A 16,284-nucleotide genomic window follows, 5' to 3' on the forward strand; every position below is an offset into this window, starting at 1 on the left:
CGAAACCTAGACCCGGCGCGGTCGTCATTCAATGTTGTGGCGGTGTGCCAGGACCTCTATGCACAAGCAGAATCAGCACTCCACGACATTGACGGCAAGGCCGCCAAGGCTGGTTTCCTTGTAGCGCTCGCTCATGTCGAGACCCGTCTGGCGCATCGTTTCAATCGCCGCATCGAGGGGCACGAAATGTTTGCCATCGCCCTTGATCGCCAATGAAGCAGCCGTCACCGCCTTGACCGCACCCAGCGCGTTGCGCTCGATGCACGGCACCTGCACCAGTCCGCCAACTGGATCGCACGTCATGCCGAGATGATGCTCCAAGGCAATTTCAGCGGCATTTTCGACCTGCTCCGGCGTACCGCCCATGACGGCACAAAGCCCGGCAGCGGCCATCGCGGACGCAGAGCCCACCTCGCCCTGACAGCCGACCTCGGCACCGGAAATCGAAGCGTTGCTCTTGATGATGCCACCCACCGCTGCTGCCGTGAGCAGGAAGTCGCGGATGCTTTGCTGATCGGCCTCGGGATGAAAATGCATCCAGTAACGCAATACGGCAGGCAGCGTGCCGGCCGCGCCGTTGGTCGGCGCCGTGACAACACGGCCACCGGCGGCGTTCTCCTCGTTCACCGCCATCGCATAGATCGACAGCCAATCGTTGGCGAGCAACGGATTGGGCCGGTTCTGGCTCCATTGTTCCTGGAGCTTGTCATGCAATTGTCGAGCCCGGCGGCGCACTTTCAGGCCTCCAGGCATGATGCCGTCCTGCGACAGGCCACGGTCGATGCACCCGCTCATCGCGCCCCAGATGCCATCAAGGCCCTCATCCAGCTTTTCGCGGCCCATCTGGGTTTCTTCGTTGGCCCGCTTCATCTCGGCGATGCTCAGACCGCTCTTGGCCGCCATTGCCAGCATCTCGGCTGCATTCTTGAATGGATGCGGCACCTTCTTGGCTTCCGTGGTCGCCGAGCCGCGCGCCTTCATGAGCTGCAATTCCTCCTCCGACACGACGAAACCGCCGCCGATCGAGTAGTAGATGCGCTTGAGGAGCAGCCGTCCGCCGGCATCGTAGGCATAGAACGCCATCCCGTTGGCGTGTCCCGTCAACGGTGTCTTCTTGTCGAGGACGAGATCGGTTGCCGGGTCGAAGCGGTAGGCAGGATGTCCGGGCGGCGAAATGCGCTTCTTCGCAGTGATTTCCGCAATGATCCCTTCAACCCGGTCGGGATCGACGGTGGTCGGGACAAGGCCGGTCAATCCGAGAATCACCGCCCTGTCGCTGCCATGACCGAGGCCGGTGTAGGCCAGCGACCCATGCAGGCTTGCGCCCAGGCGGTCCACCTGCGCGCCGGTCGGGCGCGGCCAGTCGTCGGAGATGACTTCTGCCAAAAAGCGCGCAGCAGCCGTCATCGGCCCCATCGTATGGGAACTCGATGGTCCGATGCCAATCTTGAACAGATCGAAAACCGAAAGGAACAAGGTACCTATATCTCCCAAACCCAAAGCAGGCGCACGTCAGGCACGTACATATAGCCTCTCTAGCTGCTTTTTCTGCTCTTTTCGATTCGGTCACATCGTTCAAGTCGACCTTTGCTGCTCCCGACGCGACATCCAAGCGGCGGCGCTGGCAGGCAACCCCGCCAACCGCCGGATTACCGGAAAACGCAGGCCGGTTCCGAACGCAAAATCAACACCCACGCCCCTCCAGTGACAAAGCATTAACCAATCTTGTTCATGGTTCGACGGAGTTCTTCCTCAGTCTTCCGTTGCCGGGTGCCATCGATGAAAAGTGTGATCGCGTCTTTCGTTCTGCCTTTGGCAATGGCTGCAACGGCGAGCACGACCTTGACTACGCCGGCGTCCGCCGGGGGACGCGACAAGGACTTCTTCCAGTCCGTCGAAGGCAAGTGGGTCGGCCCGGGCGAAATCATCGCCGGCAAATACAAGGGCACGAAGTTCACCTGCAATTTCACCGGCTCGTCTCCCGCCGAGAAAGTCGGGATGACGCTTGACGGCGCCTGCCGCGTCGGCGTCTTCACCCAGCAGATGTCGGCCACTGTCGAGAACAAAGGCCGCAACGGCTACAAGGGCACCTTCATGGGCGGTTCCTCTGGAGCCGGCCTGGACATCATCTCCGGCAGCGTCGTCGATGCCCGCAAGGTCGTCTTCAACATCAACCGCAACCAGCTGAACGGCCTGATGCAGGCCCGCATCCCCGACGACAACTCGATGGTCGTCACCGTTTCGGTGCGCGTCGACAAGCAGATCGTTCCCGTCATCGGCATGAACCTCAAGCGCGTGGATGCCGTTTCAGTCGGCTCGATCGCCAAGAACTAGCAGGACATCGCGCGGCCTCAGGCCGCGCTCGCTCCGGATTCCTTGTCCAGAACCATATAGTCCAGCGGCAGCTCGGACGTATACTTGATCTGCTCCATCGCGAAAGTCGATGACACGTCGCGGATCTCGATCTTCGAGATCAGCCGCTTGTAGAAGGCGTCGTAGGCCGCGATGTCCGGCACGACGACCCGCAGCAGGTAGTCGACATCGCCGCTCATGCGATAGAATTCCACAACCTCGGGAAATTCCTGGATCACTTCCGAGAAGCGCCGCAGCCATTCATGGCTGTGCGAATTGGTGCGGATCGACACGAACACGTTGACGCGGACGTTGATCTTCTCGGGGTTGAGCAGCGCCACGCGCCGCTTGATGACGCCCTCTTCCTCCAGCTTCTGGATGCGCCGCCAGCAGGGCGTGGTCGAAAGACCAACCTTCTTGGCGACGTCTGCAACCGCCAGCGTCGCATCTTCTTGCAAAAGGCGGAGAATTTTTCGGTCGAGGCGGTCCATAGGATCTCCTGAGGAAAGATGATCTATAATCCTCTGGATCAGGCCGCCTCACAAGAAAAAAATTCCGCAAAAAGCGGCATATACGGGTGATAACTTGCTGCAATATCACCCGATCCGACTGCGGATTTCTGTTCTTAGAAAAGGCAGCAATTCCATTTCGAACCACGGATTGCGCTTCAGCCAGCCCGTATTGCGCCACGAGGGGTGCGGCAGCGGCAGCACCTTGGTTGCCGTCGGCGCCTGCCAGATGGCGCGCCAGTTCATAACCGTCTCGGTCAGCGATGGCTGGCGGATGGAGCCCATGTGCCATGACTGCGCATAGATGCCGATGGTCAGCACGAGGTCGATCTGCGGCATCAACGCCATCAGCTTTTCGCGCCAGGCCGGCGCGCATTCGCGGCGCGGCGGCAGGTCGCCGCCCTTGGCGTCCTGCCCCGGAAAGCAGAACCCCATCGGCACGATGGCAAATTTTTCCGCGTCGTAGAATTCGTCGCTGGTTACACCCAGCCAACTGCGCAGCCGGTCGCCCGAAGCGTCGGTGAACGGCACCCCGCTCAAATGCACCTTGGTGCCCGGCGCCTGGCTGGCGATCAGGATGCGCGCCGTGGACGACGGCACGACCACCGGGCGCGGTTCGTGCGGCAGCGGTCTTCCCACCGGCTGCTCGACACAGATGCGGCAGGCCCGGACCTCCGCCGTCAGGCGCGCAAGTTCAGGACCCATGACTGAGATGGCGCATTTCGGCTCGCGTCATGCGGCAGCGCTCGGCCGGCTGGACACAGCCTGGTACCAGCGCAGCACGTTGGCGCAGTCTTCCGGCACCTTGATGCGCGCCGGCTTCATGAAATCGACGGCGATCAAGCCGGTGATGTCCGCAATCGAATAGGCATCCCCCGCAACGAACTCGCGCTCTGCCAGTTCCGTGTCGAGAAAGCGCAGGAACTCGACAGCCTTCGGCTTGTTCGCTTCGCCCCATTGCGGGATCTGCGGCACTTCCCACTCCTTCATCGCCGGATGCACGTGGCGAAAAGCGTGCGCCACGCTTGCCATGAAATTCAGCTCCATGCGCCGCTGCCACATCTCCACCCGTGCCTTGCCGAGCGCGCCTTGCCCGAACAGGGCCGGCTCGGGATGCAGCTCCTCGAAATAGCGGCAGATGGCGACGGATTCGGTCAGGATCGTGCCGTCGTCGAGCTCAAGCACCGGCAGGCGCTGCAAGGGGTTGCGCGCTCGCACCGCTTCGCCGCGATGCTCCATGGCACCCATGTCCACCGGCACCAGCGGCACGCTGATGCCCTTTTCCGCCAGAAACACGCGCACGCGGCGCGGGTTGGGTGCCCGCCCGCCGTCGAAAAGTTTCATTCATCTCTCCCCGGGAATGCATGTCACCGCGGACTATATGCCGCTCGCACATGCTGTTAAATAAGCCTCATGGAGCACTTCCAGCAAGAGTGCGCAGCGGTTTTGCGTCCGGAAATGCGGCTGAAAAAATGAGCTGGAGCGGCTCTACTGCCAGAGCCGCTCCAGCCAATCCCAAATCGCAGCCAGTAGATCATGTTTCGGCTCGGCGCGTCCGTTGCGCGCAGCACGCCAAATCTGCGGCCAGTCAAATGTTCCGGCCCAGATACCTGTCTTGGCGGCGCGGGCGCGTGCTTCCTCGCCCTCGAAATCGCCATAGGCGACGGCCCATCCGGCAGCGACCTGTGCGCTGTTGAGATCGACCTCACCCGCCTTGCAGTCGGCCAGCAAGCGGCCGTAGCGGTCGTTGCGCCAGCCGCTGCACGTCACCGCCCGGCCGGCAATCAGTTGCACCAAGGCCTCGCGCGCGGCGCGTCCACACGGATACTCCGAGCCGTTCCTGCTGCAGGTCTGGCGATATTCCGGCGCGTCGATGCCGCGCAGGCGGATGCGCTGTTCGCCAAGTTCGATGGAATCGCCGTCTACGATCACCGCCCTGCCCCCGGCGGTGCGCGTGTCCATCTCGTTCAACCGTGCGGTGAGAACTATCAGGGCGCCAAGCAGCGCGACCGTCACAGCATAGTCGAGCAGGCGGCGCGGCAAACTGCGCTTTTGCTGCTGAAAATAGCGGCGCCGGGGCCTTTGCGACCACTGACCCCTCATATGGCAAACAAGTTCTTAAGCATTCGATCGTAGCGTTAGCAATTGGATAGGCTACCCGCATAAGCTGAAGTTTTAATGCCCTTGCAACGCTCAAATTCGGCGGACAAGTTCATTGTGGATCGGCGCAGACCACATCGCAACAGCGATGTGGCGCGTGCCGTCCGCAAGACGCGCGACCGTCTTGCGCAGCAATCCGGCAGTCCCGATTTCGACCGCGAGATGCTGAAGCTGCATGCCCACGCCATGATTGGCAGCGTAGCGGTCATTCCGCTCCTTGTCGCGGCAATCGCCGCGGCTGGGATGCTGGCCGGCATGGGCAGCCAGATGCTGGTCTGGGCCGGGCTTACCGTGCTTTTCCACGCCGGCCTCGCTCTGGTTGCCAGGCGCACGGACAAGACCGAAGCATCCGACATCAGACCCACTTTGACGCAACGCTCTTTCCTCGGCGCACACTTCATCAGCGGCCTCGGCTGGGCCTATTTCGCGTCGCTTAGTTGCGGCGCCTGCGGCATCGACCAGTTCCCGGTCATCAAGGCGGTTGTGCTGTTGTTGGCCATGGCGGCGACCGCAATCATGACCTCTTCGCTAAGCGGCGCGCTGGTCGCGACCTTCGCGGTCCCGCTGCTCGTCTACGCCTATGTCATCACCAAACCGATGATGCCGATCGAAATGGTCATGCTGGGCCTGCTTGCGGTGGCCCTGCCCTTCTTCTCCTACGTGGCACATCACCTCAACCGCTCGTCGGTCATGCTGATGTCGTTCCGCTCCGAAAAGGATTCGCTGATCGCCGAACTCGAGACGGCCAACGCGATGTCCGACGAGGCGCGCCGGCGCGCCGAGGAAGCGAACCTGGCGAAATCGCGGTTCCTTGCCTCGATGAGCCATGAGTTGCGCACGCCGCTCAACGCGATACTCGGGTTTTCCGAAGTGATGGCCAACGAAGTGCTGGGGCCGATGGGCAATCCGACCTATCGGGACTATGCAGGCGATGTCCACGAGTCGGGCCAGCACCTGCTCAACCTCATCAATGAAATCCTCGACCTGTCGCGCATCGAGGCCGGCCGCTACCAGCTCAACGAAGAGCCGGTGACACTTCTGGCACTGGCCGAAGACAGTTGCCACATGATGGAGCTGAGGGCTCGCAACAAGGACATCAAGATCATCCAGGAATTCGAGCCGACGCTGCCGCGCCTGTTTGCGGACGAGCGCGCCGTGCGGCAGATCCTGCTCAACCTTCTGTCCAACGCCATCAAGTTCACGCCATCGGAAGGCGAAGTGCGGGTGCGTGTCGGCTGGACCGCCGGCGGCGGCCAGTATGTTTCCGTCAAGGACAACGGACCGGGTATCCCAGCGGACGAGATTCCCGTCGTGCTGTCTGCCTTCGGACAGGGCTCGATCGCCATCAAGAGCGCCGAACAGGGAACGGGGCTTGGCCTGCCCATCGTTCAGGGCCTGATTGCCATGCATGGCGGCGATTTCCAGCTCCATTCCAAGCTGCGTGAAGGAACCGAGGCAATCGTCATCTTCCCGCCCACGCGCGTGATGGAAGAACTGCCCGCACTGCCAACCAAGGAAGTGGTCAACGCAAGGCGGCGGTGATCTGCCCGCCTATACACCGGAAGCTACCCCTCTCCGCTTCGTCACCTGAAGTTGGGCGCAATCTCTCCGCTTCGTCATCCCGGAATTCTCTTTCGAGCGAAGCGAGAAAGGAATATCCGGGATCCATTCCGTGACATCACGGCAGCGCGAAGGCGGCGGAAACCTGCCGTTTCTGGCGCAAACGCTGGCATCCCCCTCTCCCCGTTTCTCACGGGGAGAGGGTAAGGGTGAGGGGCAGCGCTGAGCTAGCCGAGCGTGGACCAAACCCGGGCCGTCCTTACCCCAACCCCTTGTTCTCAATAAAATTCCGAAAAATCTTTCACCTCCCTTATCCACCCCTCTCACCCTTCCCCCATAATCTCCCCATCGCCCTTGCGGGAGACCTGGTGCGCACCGGGTATCAGGGAAGGGCGTCGGTGCCGGATTGGTCGCATAACGGTGTGCGGCTGGGTGATGAGCCGCGAAAATGCTGCTCCCCCGGTGAGGCAAGACCACCGGACGGGCGGCCGCAAGGCCGCACTAACTTACTAAACGAGCGTCCGAACGGCCGCCCGTCCTCCCGACCTCTCATCAGAGGTCAGTTCTTTGAAAATGGCCAGACGCGAAAGCGGGCGTGGCGATGAATAGACATACCCATCTCTTCGTCATCCTAGGGCGGAGCAGGCCGAAGGCCGTTGCGGAGACCCTAGGATCCATGCCGTGACATCGCGGCAGCGCGTAACGGGCGCAAAAGAAGGCTCCCCATTCTGAGCTGCCCTACATCCTCAATCCTCACGGCATGGATCCCCGGGTCGCGCCTTTCGCTCCGCTCAGGCTTGCCCGAGGATGACGAAGCGGAAAACACCTCGTCATCCCGGAAGCGAGCCGAGCAAAGCGATGGCGAGGCTGTCCGGAATCCATTCCGTGACTTTGCCCAAGTATTCTGGTTGCCAGCGCGCTGGCGATGCAAACGTCCCTACAAATACCGGGCGTGGCGATGAAAAAGTGTACCTTGCTACTTCAAGGCCAACGCCATGCCGGAAGCCGTCTGTGCTGCTGCCTTCACCAATCCGGCTGCAAGGGCAGCCCCTACCCCCTCGCCGTGACTGACACCGAGATCCAGCAGAGGCTTCATGCCCAGCAGTTCGGCAGCACGCCGATGCGCCGGTTCCGCTGACAGGCTGGCAAGCAGGCAATGATCAAGTGATGCGGGATTGGCCTTGTAAAGCACGGCGGCGGCGGCGGTGGCGGCAAAACCGTCAATCAGCACTGGAATGCGCTGGGTGCGGGCAGCAAGGATCGCGCCGACAATTGCCGCAAATTCGCGCCCACCCACGCGCGCCAGCGCTTCCAGCGGGTCCTTCAGATGAGAGCCATGAAATGCCAAGGCGGCATCGACGGCTTCGGCCTTGCGCGCCATCATGGCCCCATCCGCGCCTGATCCGGGACCGACCCAATCTGCGCCCTTGCCACCGAAAAGCGCAGTGAACAAGGCAGCCGCAACAGTGGAGTTGCCGACGCCGAGATCGCCAAGGCACAACAAATCGGAGCCGCCCGCGATGGCCTCCATGCCGAATGCCATGGTGGCAACGCAGCCACGCTCGTCCAGCGCTGCTTCCGTTGTGATGTCGCCCGTCGGAATATGCAGGGCGAGGTCGAATGCCTTGAGGCCAAGATCGAAGGCGAGGCACACCTGGTTTATCGCGGCCCCACCAGCCGCGCACATTTCAACCGCCTTGGCGGTCGCACTGACCGGTCGCGGCGAGACGTTGTGGCGCGCGACGCCGTGGTTGCCGGCAAATATCGCGACCAGCGGGCGATTGACCGAAGTGCGGGCTCGGCCGGTCCAGGCTGCAAGCCAGGCCGCGATGTCCTCGATGCGGCCCAAAGAGCCTTCCGGCTTGTCCGCTTTGGCGAACACCTCCCGCACGGTCGCTTCGGCATTGCCGTCGGCGGCAGGCAGCGTGGCGAGAAGATTGCGGAAATCGTCGAAAGGCAATGCGCTGGTCATGGATCGTCCCTGGGTTTGCCAGCGGCATAAACCCCGTGAAATGCCGAGACAATGCAGAATGGCGCGAAAACGGCGACATGCGACGAAATAGGAAGGACTTGCATCGCCCGTTCCGTTGCACCATGTGGAGAATAGTTCTGGACACAATGATGACTGCAATTGAATCGCCCTGCATTCTGGTCTGCTCGATAGACATGAAGACCGGATATTGTTTCGGCTGCGGGCGCACGCGCGATGAAATATCGGGCTGGATCACCATGGCGCCGGAAACGCGGCGCGAAATCATGGGCGAATTGCCGGCGAGACTTGAAACGGTGGAACGCAAGCCGCGCCGTGAAACCCGTCGCTCGCGCATGGCGCGCGAACGCAGCGAGACATCCTGAGCGATATGAGCCGCGGCCTCTGGATCATCCTCGGCATCATTGGCGTGGCGCTCGCCATGCTCATTCTCAACCATTCTTCGGGCAGTACACTGGGCTTTGCCAATGACGACTTCGGCCAGTTGATCTGGCTCGGCGTATTGGGTGCGGTGATCGGTGCGGGATTGTTGCGCTCGGGCCGCCGTTTCGGCGAGATGTTTGGTACACTAGGCGTCTGGGCGGTGATCGTCCTCGGGCTGATCGCCGGCTATCAATACCGCTACGAACTGCAGGATTTCGCCAGCCGCGTCACCGCCGGCCTCGTTCCGGGCAGCCCGCTGATGCTCAGCGTCGAGGACGGCCGCGCCACCGTGACCTTGGACAAGGCGCGCAGCGGCCATTTCGAAACGCTGATGACAATCAACGGCAAGCAGATAAGCGCCGTGGTCGATACCGGTGCGACATCGACCGTTCTGACCACGGAAGACGCCCGCGCCGTCGGCTTCGATCCGGAAACGCTGCGCTATACCGTGCAGGTTTCTACCGCCAATGGAACGGCAAGCGCCTCGGCGGTGCGCGCCGACGAGATCGCGATCGGCAATATCGTTCGCCACGACATGCCGATGCTGGTCGCGGCACCCGGCGCGTTGCAGCAGAGCCTGCTCGGCATGAACTTCATCGGCTCGCTGTCGGGTTTCGATGTACGCGGCGACCGGATGACGCTCAGGGATTGACGGTCAGCTTGCGGGTGCCGGAAACGGCGTGTCGATCCTGCCCGACAGCCAATAGGCGACCAAGCCGATCCACTCACGGATTGCCAGGGTGGTATTCTGCAACGAATCCGCCGTGTTGTCGGTAAAGAAGCCCACGCCCTCCTTGCCCGATGTACGATAGTCGACCGGCCAGGGAATGACGGCGAAGCCGGCCTTTTCGAATAGTGCCACGGAACGCGGCATATGGAAGGCGGAGGTCACGAGCAGCCATCTCTCGCCGGGCTTCGGCGCTACCAGTTCCTTGCTGAAGAGCGCGTTCTCGTAGGTATCGCGGGACTTGCCCTCGAGGACCAGGCGCTCCAGGGCAACGCCGAGCGCCGTCAGCAAGCGCGAAGCGGTGGTGGCGTCTTCCTCACCGTCGAGCAATACGGAACCCAGCCCACCGGATATGACGATCTTCGCATCAGGATAGCGCCGCGCAAGTACCGCAGCTTCCACGAAACGGTCACCGGCCTTGTTCAGCTCATAGCCGCCGCGTGCCAGATTGATCGCGCCCTCGAACCCGCCGCCCAGCACGACGATGCCGTCGATTGCGGCAGGCGGCTGCGGACGCTGGAAGCGCTCCTCCAGCGGGTTCAGCATCAGCGCACCCGCCGACGTCCAAGCGGACATTGCGAGGATCAGGCAAGCCAAGGCGCTGCCCGCAACCGAAAGCCGCCTCCGACCGATGAAAGCAGCCACAAGTGCTGCCAGCAACAGGACGATGGCCAGGTTGAGCGGTTGCGCGATGGCCCAGAAGAATTTGGAGAGGTAGAAGAACATGCCTCGACCTCATCCAATCAAGAAACTTACCACCACTTCTGCGGCTGGAAGGTTCCCGCCGCTTGCTCGATGACATGCGCGGTCTGGAACAAGGTTTCTTCCTCGAACGGCCGGCCAATTAGCTGCAAGCCAAGCGGCAGTCCCTTGGGATCGAGACCCGCCGGTACGGAAATGCCCGGCAGGCCGGCCATGTTCACGGTGACAGTGAAGATGTCGTTCAGGTACATCTTGACCGGATCGGAAGCCATATCCTCATCCGCGATGCCAAAAGCCGCAGAAGGCGTCGCCGGTGTCAGGATGACATCGACGCCAGCGGCGAAGACATTCTCGAAATCGCGCTTGATGAGGGTGCGCACCTTCTGCGCCTGCAGGTAGTAGGCGTCGTAATAGCCGGCCGACAGCACATAGGTGCCGATCATGATGCGGCGCTTGACCTCGTTGCCGAAGCCTGCCGCGCGCGTCTTCTCGTACATGTCGACGATGTCCTTGCCCGGCACGCGCAGGCCGTAGCGGACGCCGTCATAGCGCGCGAGATTGGACGAAGCCTCGGCGGGCGCCACGATGTAGTAAGCGGGCAAGGCATACTTGGTGTGCGGCAGGGAGATATCGACGATCTCGGCACCGGCCTCCTTCAACCAGGCAATGCCCTTCTGCCACAGTGTCTCGATTTCCTCCGGCATGCCGTCGACGCGGTATTCCTTCGGAATGCCAACCTTCATGCCCTTGATCGAACGTCCGATCGCCGCTTCGTAGTCCGGCACAGGTCTATCGACCGAGGTGGTGTCCTTGGCATCGACTGATGCCATCGACTTCAGCAGGATTGCCGCGTCGCGCACGTCACGCGCAATCGGCCCGGCCTGATCGAGCGAGGAGGCGAAAGCCGCGATGCCCCAGCGCGAGCAACGGCCGTAGGTCGGCTTTATGCCGACCGTACCGGTGAACGCGGCTGGCTGGCGGATCGATCCGCCGGTGTCGGTGGCAGTAGCCCCGGCGCACAGGAAGGCGGAAACGGCGGCGGCAGAACCGCCTGAGGAGCCGCCAGGCACCAGCTGGGCATTGTCCAGCGCGCGCTCGGTCTTGATGCCGCCCGGCGCCGTGAAGCCACCATCGCCTTCATGAGTGGTCGGAACAACCGAAGTGTCGATGCGAGAGCGCCGCCAAGGATTGATGACGGGACCATAATAGGAAGTCTCGTTTGACGACCCCATGGCAAATTCGTCCATGTTGAGCTTGCCCAGCATGACAGCGCCGTCAGCCCATAAATTGGCGCTGACAGTCGATTCGTAACGCGGCTTGAAACCATCAAGAACATGGCTGCACGCCTGGGTATGGATGCCCTCGGTGGCAAAAAGATCCTTGATGCCAAGCGGTATGCCTTCCAGCGCACCACCCTCACCTTTGCCCAGACGCGCATCCGAGGCCCTGGCCATGTCACAAGCCTTGTCGTGCGTGACGGTGACATAGGCATTGAGAACCGGATTGGCCTGGTCAATTGCCGCGAGATAGGCGTCGGTGATTTCCGCCGCCTTGATTTCCTTGCCACGCAGCTTCGCTCGGGCCTCGGCTATCGTCAATCTGGTCAGATCGGTCATCAGGAAAGCTTCTTTTCGTAAAATCGGGAATGGCCGGAATCGGGGTAGTCGAGCACCGCACCGCATTTCTCGAAGCCGCCGCGCTCATAGACGCGGTAGGCGGGTTCAAAGCCTGGCGCCTCTCCGGTTTCGAGTACGAGGCGGCCAATGCCCTTCTCGCGCGCAAGCGCCTCGATGCGTTGCAGGAGAAGCGAACCAACGCGCTGGCCGCGCACTTCCGGAAGTGTGAACATGCGCTTCACTTCGCCAAGACCGGCTCCGTGGTCTTTCAGCGCACCCATACCGGTAGCGCGACGTGATTGGTCACGCGCGACGAACAGCGTCACCGATGGCTCTGCCATTTGCTCGACCGTCAACTGAAATTGATACTCGCGAGGCGTCAGTGGAATAAGATAGGCGTTCAACGCCGCGACAAGCGCGCGCACGTCGTCCTGCAAAGGCGTCTCGACGGCGATCTCGACTTCCAAGGCCTACTCCACGACCTTCGGCACAAGGAAGAAATTCTCTTCGGTTGCCGGTGCGTTGGCAACGATATCAGCGGCCTTGTTGCCATCTGTGACGGCGTCCTGACGCTTGCGCATCTCCATCGGCGTAACCGAGGTCATCGGCTCTACACCCGACACATCGACCTCGCCCAATTGCTCGACGAAGCCGAGGATAGTGTTGAGTTCGCCGGTCATGCGCGAAGCCTCTTCATCGCTCACCGCGATGCGGGCAAGGCGCGCCACGCGCTTTACTGTCTGAAGATCAACGGACATCGGAAGCCTGCTTCAAGCCTTGGAAAAACCTGCTTGGGCTATAGCCGCGCGGCGGGCACTGCGCAACCTTGCATGTCCCGCCCCCGCACCGACGATCAGCCGATCAATCAAATTTCGATCGCCTGCCCGATCTTAGGCAAGGCAATCTTGACCCCGGAGCCTTCCATGCCGGCGACAAACTTGTCCGCCGTCTGGTCGATCATGGGGAAGGTGCCGAAATGGCAAGGCACGGCTGTTTCGAACTTGAAGAAGCGGCGACAGGCCAAAGCTGCCACTGCTCCGCCCATTGTGAAGCGGTCGCCAACCGGCACGATTCCGATCTTCGGTTCGTGCAACTCGTTGATGAGCGCCATGTCGGAAAAGATGTCGGTATCGCCCATGTGATAGAGCGTCTCTTCATCGGGAAAATGCAGCACCAGTCCACCCGGATTGCCGAGATAAATGTTCGAGCCCCCCGTTCCTTGTGACGATGAGGAATGCAATGCCTGAACGAAGGTCGTGGTAAAGGCACCGCAATCAACGGTGCCACCGATGTTGCCGGGATTGATCTTGTCGCCGCTGACACCCTTGCCAACCATAAACATGCATATCTCAAAATTGGCCACCAGCATGGCACCTGACTTCTGCAAGACTTCCAATGCGCCGCTGATGTGATCGTCATGACCATGTGTGAGCAGCACATGGGTAATGCCATGAGCCGGGCCTTCCCATCCGTCCGACCATGAGGGATTGCCGACCAGATAGGGGTCAATCAGCATCCTCGCATCCTTGGTGTCAATGCGGAATGCAGAATGGCCATACCAGGTCAGTTTCATAACAAGCGTCCTCGATTTTCTTTATTCTGAAGGATAGAAGTCTGACCACCCATGTCAAAGCAAGGCTGGCACGTCTTGAACGTAATTGAAGTGGAAGACCTTCCTGCGCATCTTGCATCGGGAAAGACCGTGGCCGGTCTCGATCTTGGTGACAAGACGATTGGCGTCGCCATATCCGACCAGCGGTTTTCCTTCGCTCATCCGCGTCCGGTCATTATACGCAGGAAGTTTTCGCTCGATGCGGCAGCGCTTCTCCAGATGCTTCAAAAAGAGAGCGTTGGCGCAGTCGTGATCGGCTTGCCGATCAATATGGACGGCTCGGAAGGCCCACGCGCGCAAAAATCACGCGCCTTCGTGCGCAACATGGCGCAGCTGACCGAACTGCCGTTTGCATTCTGGGACGAACGACTATCGACCGTGGCTGCCGAGCGCACCCTGATCGAGATGGACTTTTCGCGGAACAAAAGATCCGGCAAGATCGATTCGGCTGCTGCTGCTTTTATCCTGCAAGGCGTTCTCGACAGGCTCCGTCAATTGGGCGTCGACCGCTGACGGATCAACTCCCGCCCGCTTCGCCTTAACCCATGCCCAAATTAGCTTGCGGCGACGAAATGCCCAGAAAGCCACCAGCAATAGCGTGTCGATGATGCAGGCCTTGGCGACCATTCCGGGAATGATGGCAGGGTCGATGCCCAGGATGTTGCCGTAAATCTGAAACAGCAAGTCGTGGAATTGCCTGCTCAACATGACGTAGCCGAAGTTCATGTCGTTGAACGAGACGAAAAACCATCCCCAGAACAGAACGAGCGGCGCAGCCCAAAGCGCAAATATATACCGCATCAGAACGCCCCCTCCGCCCGCATGCTTGCGCACGGAATAACAAGCAATGAATTGTGTTCGGTCCGCATGGCCTTGTCCGTTCAGGTATCGTTAACTGTGGGCCTTGCGGACGAGCACCGCAAATGAAACCATTCATTAAGGTTAACGGATATGCACAGGGCGTCGGCGAACGGTGCAGCGTTGGCTGAAGTCAGTTGGTCTGCGGATAAAGCGTATCGATGATGAGGCGCGAATCGTGGCGCGAATCGAGCATTCCATACGTCGTACGCCACTGTCCGGCGAGACGCGTCTCGACGAAGGCATCGGCGATTCGCCCTGCCCCCAACCTGCGCAACTCGGCCGCAGCGGCAGCCAAGGCCAACTGCTCGGTTAGCAACCTCGCCGATCCTTCATCGGTCGACGCCACTTGCATGGCCGCCTTCAAGACACCAATGGTGCCTCGTCCGCTGGCACCGAGATCCCGGTCAATTCCCGACAACACTTCGTCAAACAGTCCGGGCGCCCGGTCCAGTACCCGCAGCACGTCCAGCGCCATGACGTTGCCCGAGCCTTCCCAGATCGCATTGACCGGTGCCTCGCGATAATAGCGAGCCAAGGGAGCTTCTTCGACGTAGCCATTGCCGCCAAGGCATTCCATGGCCTCGTAAAGCAAGGCAGGAGCAAGCTTGCAGACCCAGTATTTGACCACTGGTGTCATCACCCGGGCAAAGGCTGCTTCGCCGCGATCTCCTGCAGCTTCGTCGAACGAGCGGGCCAATCGAAACGACAGTGCCGTGGCTGCGGCAACGTCCAGCGCCATGTCGGCAAGTACACGCTGCATCAATGACTGGTCGATCAGTTTTGCGCCGAATACCTGCCGATAGCGCGCGTGATGGATCGCTTCGGCAAGCCCGGCACGCATAAGCGCGGAAGAAGCGACCGCGCAATCGAGCCGGGTGAGCGTGACCATATCCATGATCGTCTTTACGCCGGCCCCGGGCTCTCCAACCATTTCGCCAATGGCACCGTCGAACTCCACCTCGGAAGACGCATTCGACCGGTTGCCGAGTTTGTCCTTCAAACGCTGGAAGCGGAAGCCGTTGCCGGTTCCGTCCCCCAATATGCGAGGGACCAGAAAGCAAGACAGGCCCTCAGCTGCCTGGGCCAATACCAGGAAAGCATCCGACATCGGGGCGGACATGAACCATTTGTGGCCACTCAAACGATAGAAGCCCGTTGACCCGGCGCGTTCGGCACGTGTGAGATTCGCACGTACATCGGTGCCGCCCTGCTTTTCCGTCATGCCCATGCCAAGCGTCAGCCCCGTCTTTTCCACCGGTGGCTTTTGACCCTGATCGTATTTTCGCGTCGTAACGCGCGGCGCCCATTCGCGGAACAGCTTGGTGTTGGCCATGAGCGCTGCAAGCGAGGCGCTTGTCATGGTGATCGGGCAGAGATGACCCGTTTCGAGCTGCGCGGTAAGGAAAAAACGTGCGGCGCGCACCTGATGCCGCCGCCCTATTTCGGCATCCCCATTTTCCCAGATAGAGGAGTGCAAGCCACTGGCCACCGAGCGACGCATCAACGCGTGATATGCCGGATGATATTCCACCTGGTCGATACGGCGGCCCTGCCGATCATGCGTACGCAGCTTCGGCAGGTCCGTGTTGGCAAGTCGCGCCAGTTCCTGCGCTTCATGGGTCAGGACAAAGCGGCCAAGACCATCGAGATCCTTGCGTACCGACTCGGAGAACTGCTCGGCCAATTGAATAAGTAAAGGGTCGCCCCGCCAGGCGTTGGTGCCGGTCAGCGGCGGCGGCTGGTTCGTCACGTCGTCGGTCACGCCCTGTCCT

17 protein-coding genes and 1 pseudogene are annotated in these 16,284 nt (G+C 61.1%); 5 read left to right on the forward strand and 13 right to left on the reverse strand.

The features are described from left to right. Nucleotides 1-72: 72 nt before the first annotated feature. Nucleotides 73-1,476, reverse strand: a complete 1,404-nt coding sequence (locus ASD50_RS18410) for an L-serine ammonia-lyase (RefSeq protein WP_056244328.1) — start codon at nucleotides 1,474-1,476, stop codon at nucleotides 73-75. A gap of 303 nt (nucleotides 1,477-1,779) precedes the next feature. Between ASD50_RS18410 and ASD50_RS18415 the strand changes: the two genes are divergently transcribed. Further along, on the forward strand, nucleotides 1,780-2,334 hold the full coding sequence (locus ASD50_RS18415) for a hypothetical protein (RefSeq protein WP_056244331.1): 555 nt from the start codon (nucleotides 1,780-1,782) through the stop codon (nucleotides 2,332-2,334). A gap of 17 nt (nucleotides 2,335-2,351) precedes the next feature. Here ASD50_RS18415 and ASD50_RS18420 read toward each other — a convergent pair whose 3' ends face one another. The 4 genes from ASD50_RS18420 to ASD50_RS18435 all read right to left on the reverse strand — a co-directional run bounded on the left by ASD50_RS18420 (nucleotide 2,352) and on the right by ASD50_RS18435 (nucleotide 4,904). Continuing rightward, the gene (locus ASD50_RS18420) at nucleotides 2,352-2,843 is read right to left on the reverse strand and encodes an Lrp/AsnC family transcriptional regulator (RefSeq protein WP_056244335.1); all 492 of its coding nucleotides are present in this window, start codon (nucleotides 2,841-2,843) and stop codon (nucleotides 2,352-2,354) included. Nucleotides 2,844-2,948: 105 nt separating this feature from the next. Next, on the reverse strand, nucleotides 2,949-3,566 hold the full coding sequence (locus tag ASD50_RS18425) for a uracil-DNA glycosylase family protein (protein WP_056244338.1): 618 nt from the start codon (nucleotides 3,564-3,566) through the stop codon (nucleotides 2,949-2,951). A 27-nt stretch (nucleotides 3,567-3,593) separates the two neighbouring features. Next, nucleotides 3,594-4,205, reverse strand: a complete 612-nt coding sequence (locus ASD50_RS18430) for a glutathione S-transferase (RefSeq protein ID WP_056244341.1) — start codon at nucleotides 4,203-4,205, stop codon at nucleotides 3,594-3,596. A gap of 144 nt (nucleotides 4,206-4,349) precedes the next feature. Beyond that, nucleotides 4,350-4,904 (reverse strand): thermonuclease family protein, encoded by a 555-nt coding sequence (locus tag ASD50_RS18435; RefSeq protein ID WP_244484576.1) that lies wholly within the window; start codon nucleotides 4,902-4,904, stop codon nucleotides 4,350-4,352. A gap of 135 nt (nucleotides 4,905-5,039) precedes the next feature. Between ASD50_RS18435 and ASD50_RS18440 the strand changes: the two genes are divergently transcribed. Beyond that, complete coding sequence (locus tag ASD50_RS18440; protein ID WP_056244346.1) at nucleotides 5,040-6,563, forward strand: sensor histidine kinase; 1,524 nt, start codon at nucleotides 5,040-5,042, stop codon at nucleotides 6,561-6,563. Nucleotides 6,564-7,557: 994 nt separating this feature from the next. Here ASD50_RS18440 and ASD50_RS18445 read toward each other — a convergent pair. Further along, nucleotides 7,558-8,553, reverse strand: a complete 996-nt coding sequence (locus ASD50_RS18445) for a nicotinate-nucleotide--dimethylbenzimidazole phosphoribosyltransferase (protein WP_056244351.1) — start codon at nucleotides 8,551-8,553, stop codon at nucleotides 7,558-7,560. 149 nt (nucleotides 8,554-8,702) lie between these two features. Here ASD50_RS18445 and ASD50_RS18450 point away from each other — a divergent pair, with 149 nt between their 5' ends. Together ASD50_RS18450 and ASD50_RS18455 are read left to right on the forward strand one after the other, a co-directional pair. Next, nucleotides 8,703-8,936, forward strand: a complete 234-nt coding sequence (locus ASD50_RS18450; protein ID WP_056244803.1) for a DUF1289 domain-containing protein — start codon at nucleotides 8,703-8,705, stop codon at nucleotides 8,934-8,936. Between the two features lie 5 nt (nucleotides 8,937-8,941). Continuing rightward, nucleotides 8,942-9,646, forward strand: coding sequence for a TIGR02281 family clan AA aspartic protease (locus ASD50_RS18455; protein ID WP_056244353.1), 705 nt, complete (start codon nucleotides 8,942-8,944; stop codon nucleotides 9,644-9,646). A 3-nt stretch (nucleotides 9,647-9,649) separates the two neighbouring features. Here the strand turns inward: ASD50_RS18455 and ASD50_RS18460 are convergent, their stop codons facing one another. The 5 genes from ASD50_RS18460 to ASD50_RS18480 form a co-directional block, all read right to left on the reverse strand. Next, the gene (locus tag ASD50_RS18460; protein ID WP_056244358.1) at nucleotides 9,650-10,447 is read right to left on the reverse strand and encodes a YdcF family protein; all 798 of its coding nucleotides are present in this window, start codon (nucleotides 10,445-10,447) and stop codon (nucleotides 9,650-9,652) included. Between the two features lie 26 nt (nucleotides 10,448-10,473). Then, a complete protein-coding gene (locus ASD50_RS18465; protein ID WP_056244362.1) occupies nucleotides 10,474-12,039 on the reverse strand; it encodes an amidase family protein in 1,566 nt (521 codons plus the stop codon). After that, the gene (locus ASD50_RS18470) at nucleotides 12,039-12,506 is read right to left on the reverse strand and encodes a GNAT family N-acetyltransferase (RefSeq protein WP_056244365.1); all 468 of its coding nucleotides are present in this window, start codon (nucleotides 12,504-12,506) and stop codon (nucleotides 12,039-12,041) included. The genes ASD50_RS18465 and ASD50_RS18470 overlap by 1 nt, the downstream gene beginning before the upstream one ends. Before the next feature lie 3 nt (nucleotides 12,507-12,509). Continuing rightward, nucleotides 12,510-12,797 carry an Asp-tRNA(Asn)/Glu-tRNA(Gln) amidotransferase subunit GatC gene (gene gatC / locus ASD50_RS18475; protein ID WP_056244369.1) on the reverse strand — a complete coding sequence of 96 codons (288 nt, stop codon included), beginning with the start codon at nucleotides 12,795-12,797 and terminating at the stop codon, nucleotides 12,510-12,512. Between the two features lie 107 nt (nucleotides 12,798-12,904). Then, on the reverse strand, nucleotides 12,905-13,612 hold the full coding sequence (locus ASD50_RS18480; protein ID WP_056244373.1) for a metal-dependent hydrolase: 708 nt from the start codon (nucleotides 13,610-13,612) through the stop codon (nucleotides 12,905-12,907). A 75-nt stretch (nucleotides 13,613-13,687) separates the two neighbouring features. Between ASD50_RS18480 and ruvX the strand changes: the two genes are divergently transcribed. After that, the gene (ruvX, locus tag ASD50_RS18485) at nucleotides 13,688-14,164 is read left to right on the forward strand and encodes a Holliday junction resolvase RuvX (RefSeq protein WP_056244805.1); all 477 of its coding nucleotides are present in this window, start codon (nucleotides 13,688-13,690) and stop codon (nucleotides 14,162-14,164) included. Between the two features lie 12 nt (nucleotides 14,165-14,176). Here the strand turns inward: ruvX and ASD50_RS24000 are convergent. Next, nucleotides 14,177-14,452 (reverse strand): annotated as a pseudogene (locus ASD50_RS24000) (DUF6105 family protein); the annotation flags it as partial. Nucleotides 14,453-14,642: 190 nt separating this feature from the next. Next, the gene (locus ASD50_RS18490) at nucleotides 14,643-16,274 is read right to left on the reverse strand and encodes an acyl-CoA dehydrogenase family protein (protein WP_056244376.1); all 1,632 of its coding nucleotides are present in this window, start codon (nucleotides 16,272-16,274) and stop codon (nucleotides 14,643-14,645) included. Between the last annotated feature and the right edge of the window lie 10 nt (nucleotides 16,275-16,284).

It is taken from the genome of Mesorhizobium sp. Root552, from assembly GCF_001427285.1.
Taxonomy (GTDB): domain Bacteria; phylum Pseudomonadota; class Alphaproteobacteria; order Rhizobiales; family Rhizobiaceae; genus Mesorhizobium.

Excerpts from the sequence above, each read along its gene's own strand:
- ASD50_RS18415 (WP_056244331.1), top strand. The coding sequence starts at position 1,780 with ATGAAAAGTGTGATCGCGTCTTTCGTTCTGCCTTTGGCAATGGCTGCA.
- ASD50_RS18420 (WP_056244335.1), bottom strand. The coding sequence starts at position 2,843 with ATGGACCGCCTCGACCGAAAAATTCTCCGCCTTTTGCAAGAAGATGCG.
- ASD50_RS18425 (WP_056244338.1), bottom strand. The coding sequence starts at position 3,566 with ATGGGTCCTGAACTTGCGCGCCTGACGGCGGAGGTCCGGGCCTGCCGC.
- ASD50_RS18430 (WP_056244341.1), bottom strand. The coding sequence starts at position 4,205 with ATGAAACTTTTCGACGGCGGGCGGGCACCCAACCCGCGCCGCGTGCGC.
- ASD50_RS18440 (WP_056244346.1), top strand. The coding sequence starts at position 5,040 with ATGCCCTTGCAACGCTCAAATTCGGCGGACAAGTTCATTGTGGATCGG.
- ASD50_RS18445 (WP_056244351.1), bottom strand. The coding sequence starts at position 8,553 with ATGACCAGCGCATTGCCTTTCGACGATTTCCGCAATCTTCTCGCCACG.
- ASD50_RS18450 (WP_056244803.1), top strand. The coding sequence starts at position 8,703 with ATGACTGCAATTGAATCGCCCTGCATTCTGGTCTGCTCGATAGACATG.
- ASD50_RS18455 (WP_056244353.1), top strand. The coding sequence starts at position 8,942 with ATGAGCCGCGGCCTCTGGATCATCCTCGGCATCATTGGCGTGGCGCTC.
- ASD50_RS18460 (WP_056244358.1), bottom strand. The coding sequence starts at position 10,447 with ATGTTCTTCTACCTCTCCAAATTCTTCTGGGCCATCGCGCAACCGCTC.
- ASD50_RS18465 (WP_056244362.1), bottom strand. The coding sequence starts at position 12,039 with ATGACCGATCTGACCAGATTGACGATAGCCGAGGCCCGAGCGAAGCTG.
- gatC (WP_056244369.1), bottom strand. The coding sequence starts at position 12,797 with ATGTCCGTTGATCTTCAGACAGTAAAGCGCGTGGCGCGCCTTGCCCGC.
- ASD50_RS18480 (WP_056244373.1), bottom strand. The coding sequence starts at position 13,612 with ATGAAACTGACCTGGTATGGCCATTCTGCATTCCGCATTGACACCAAG.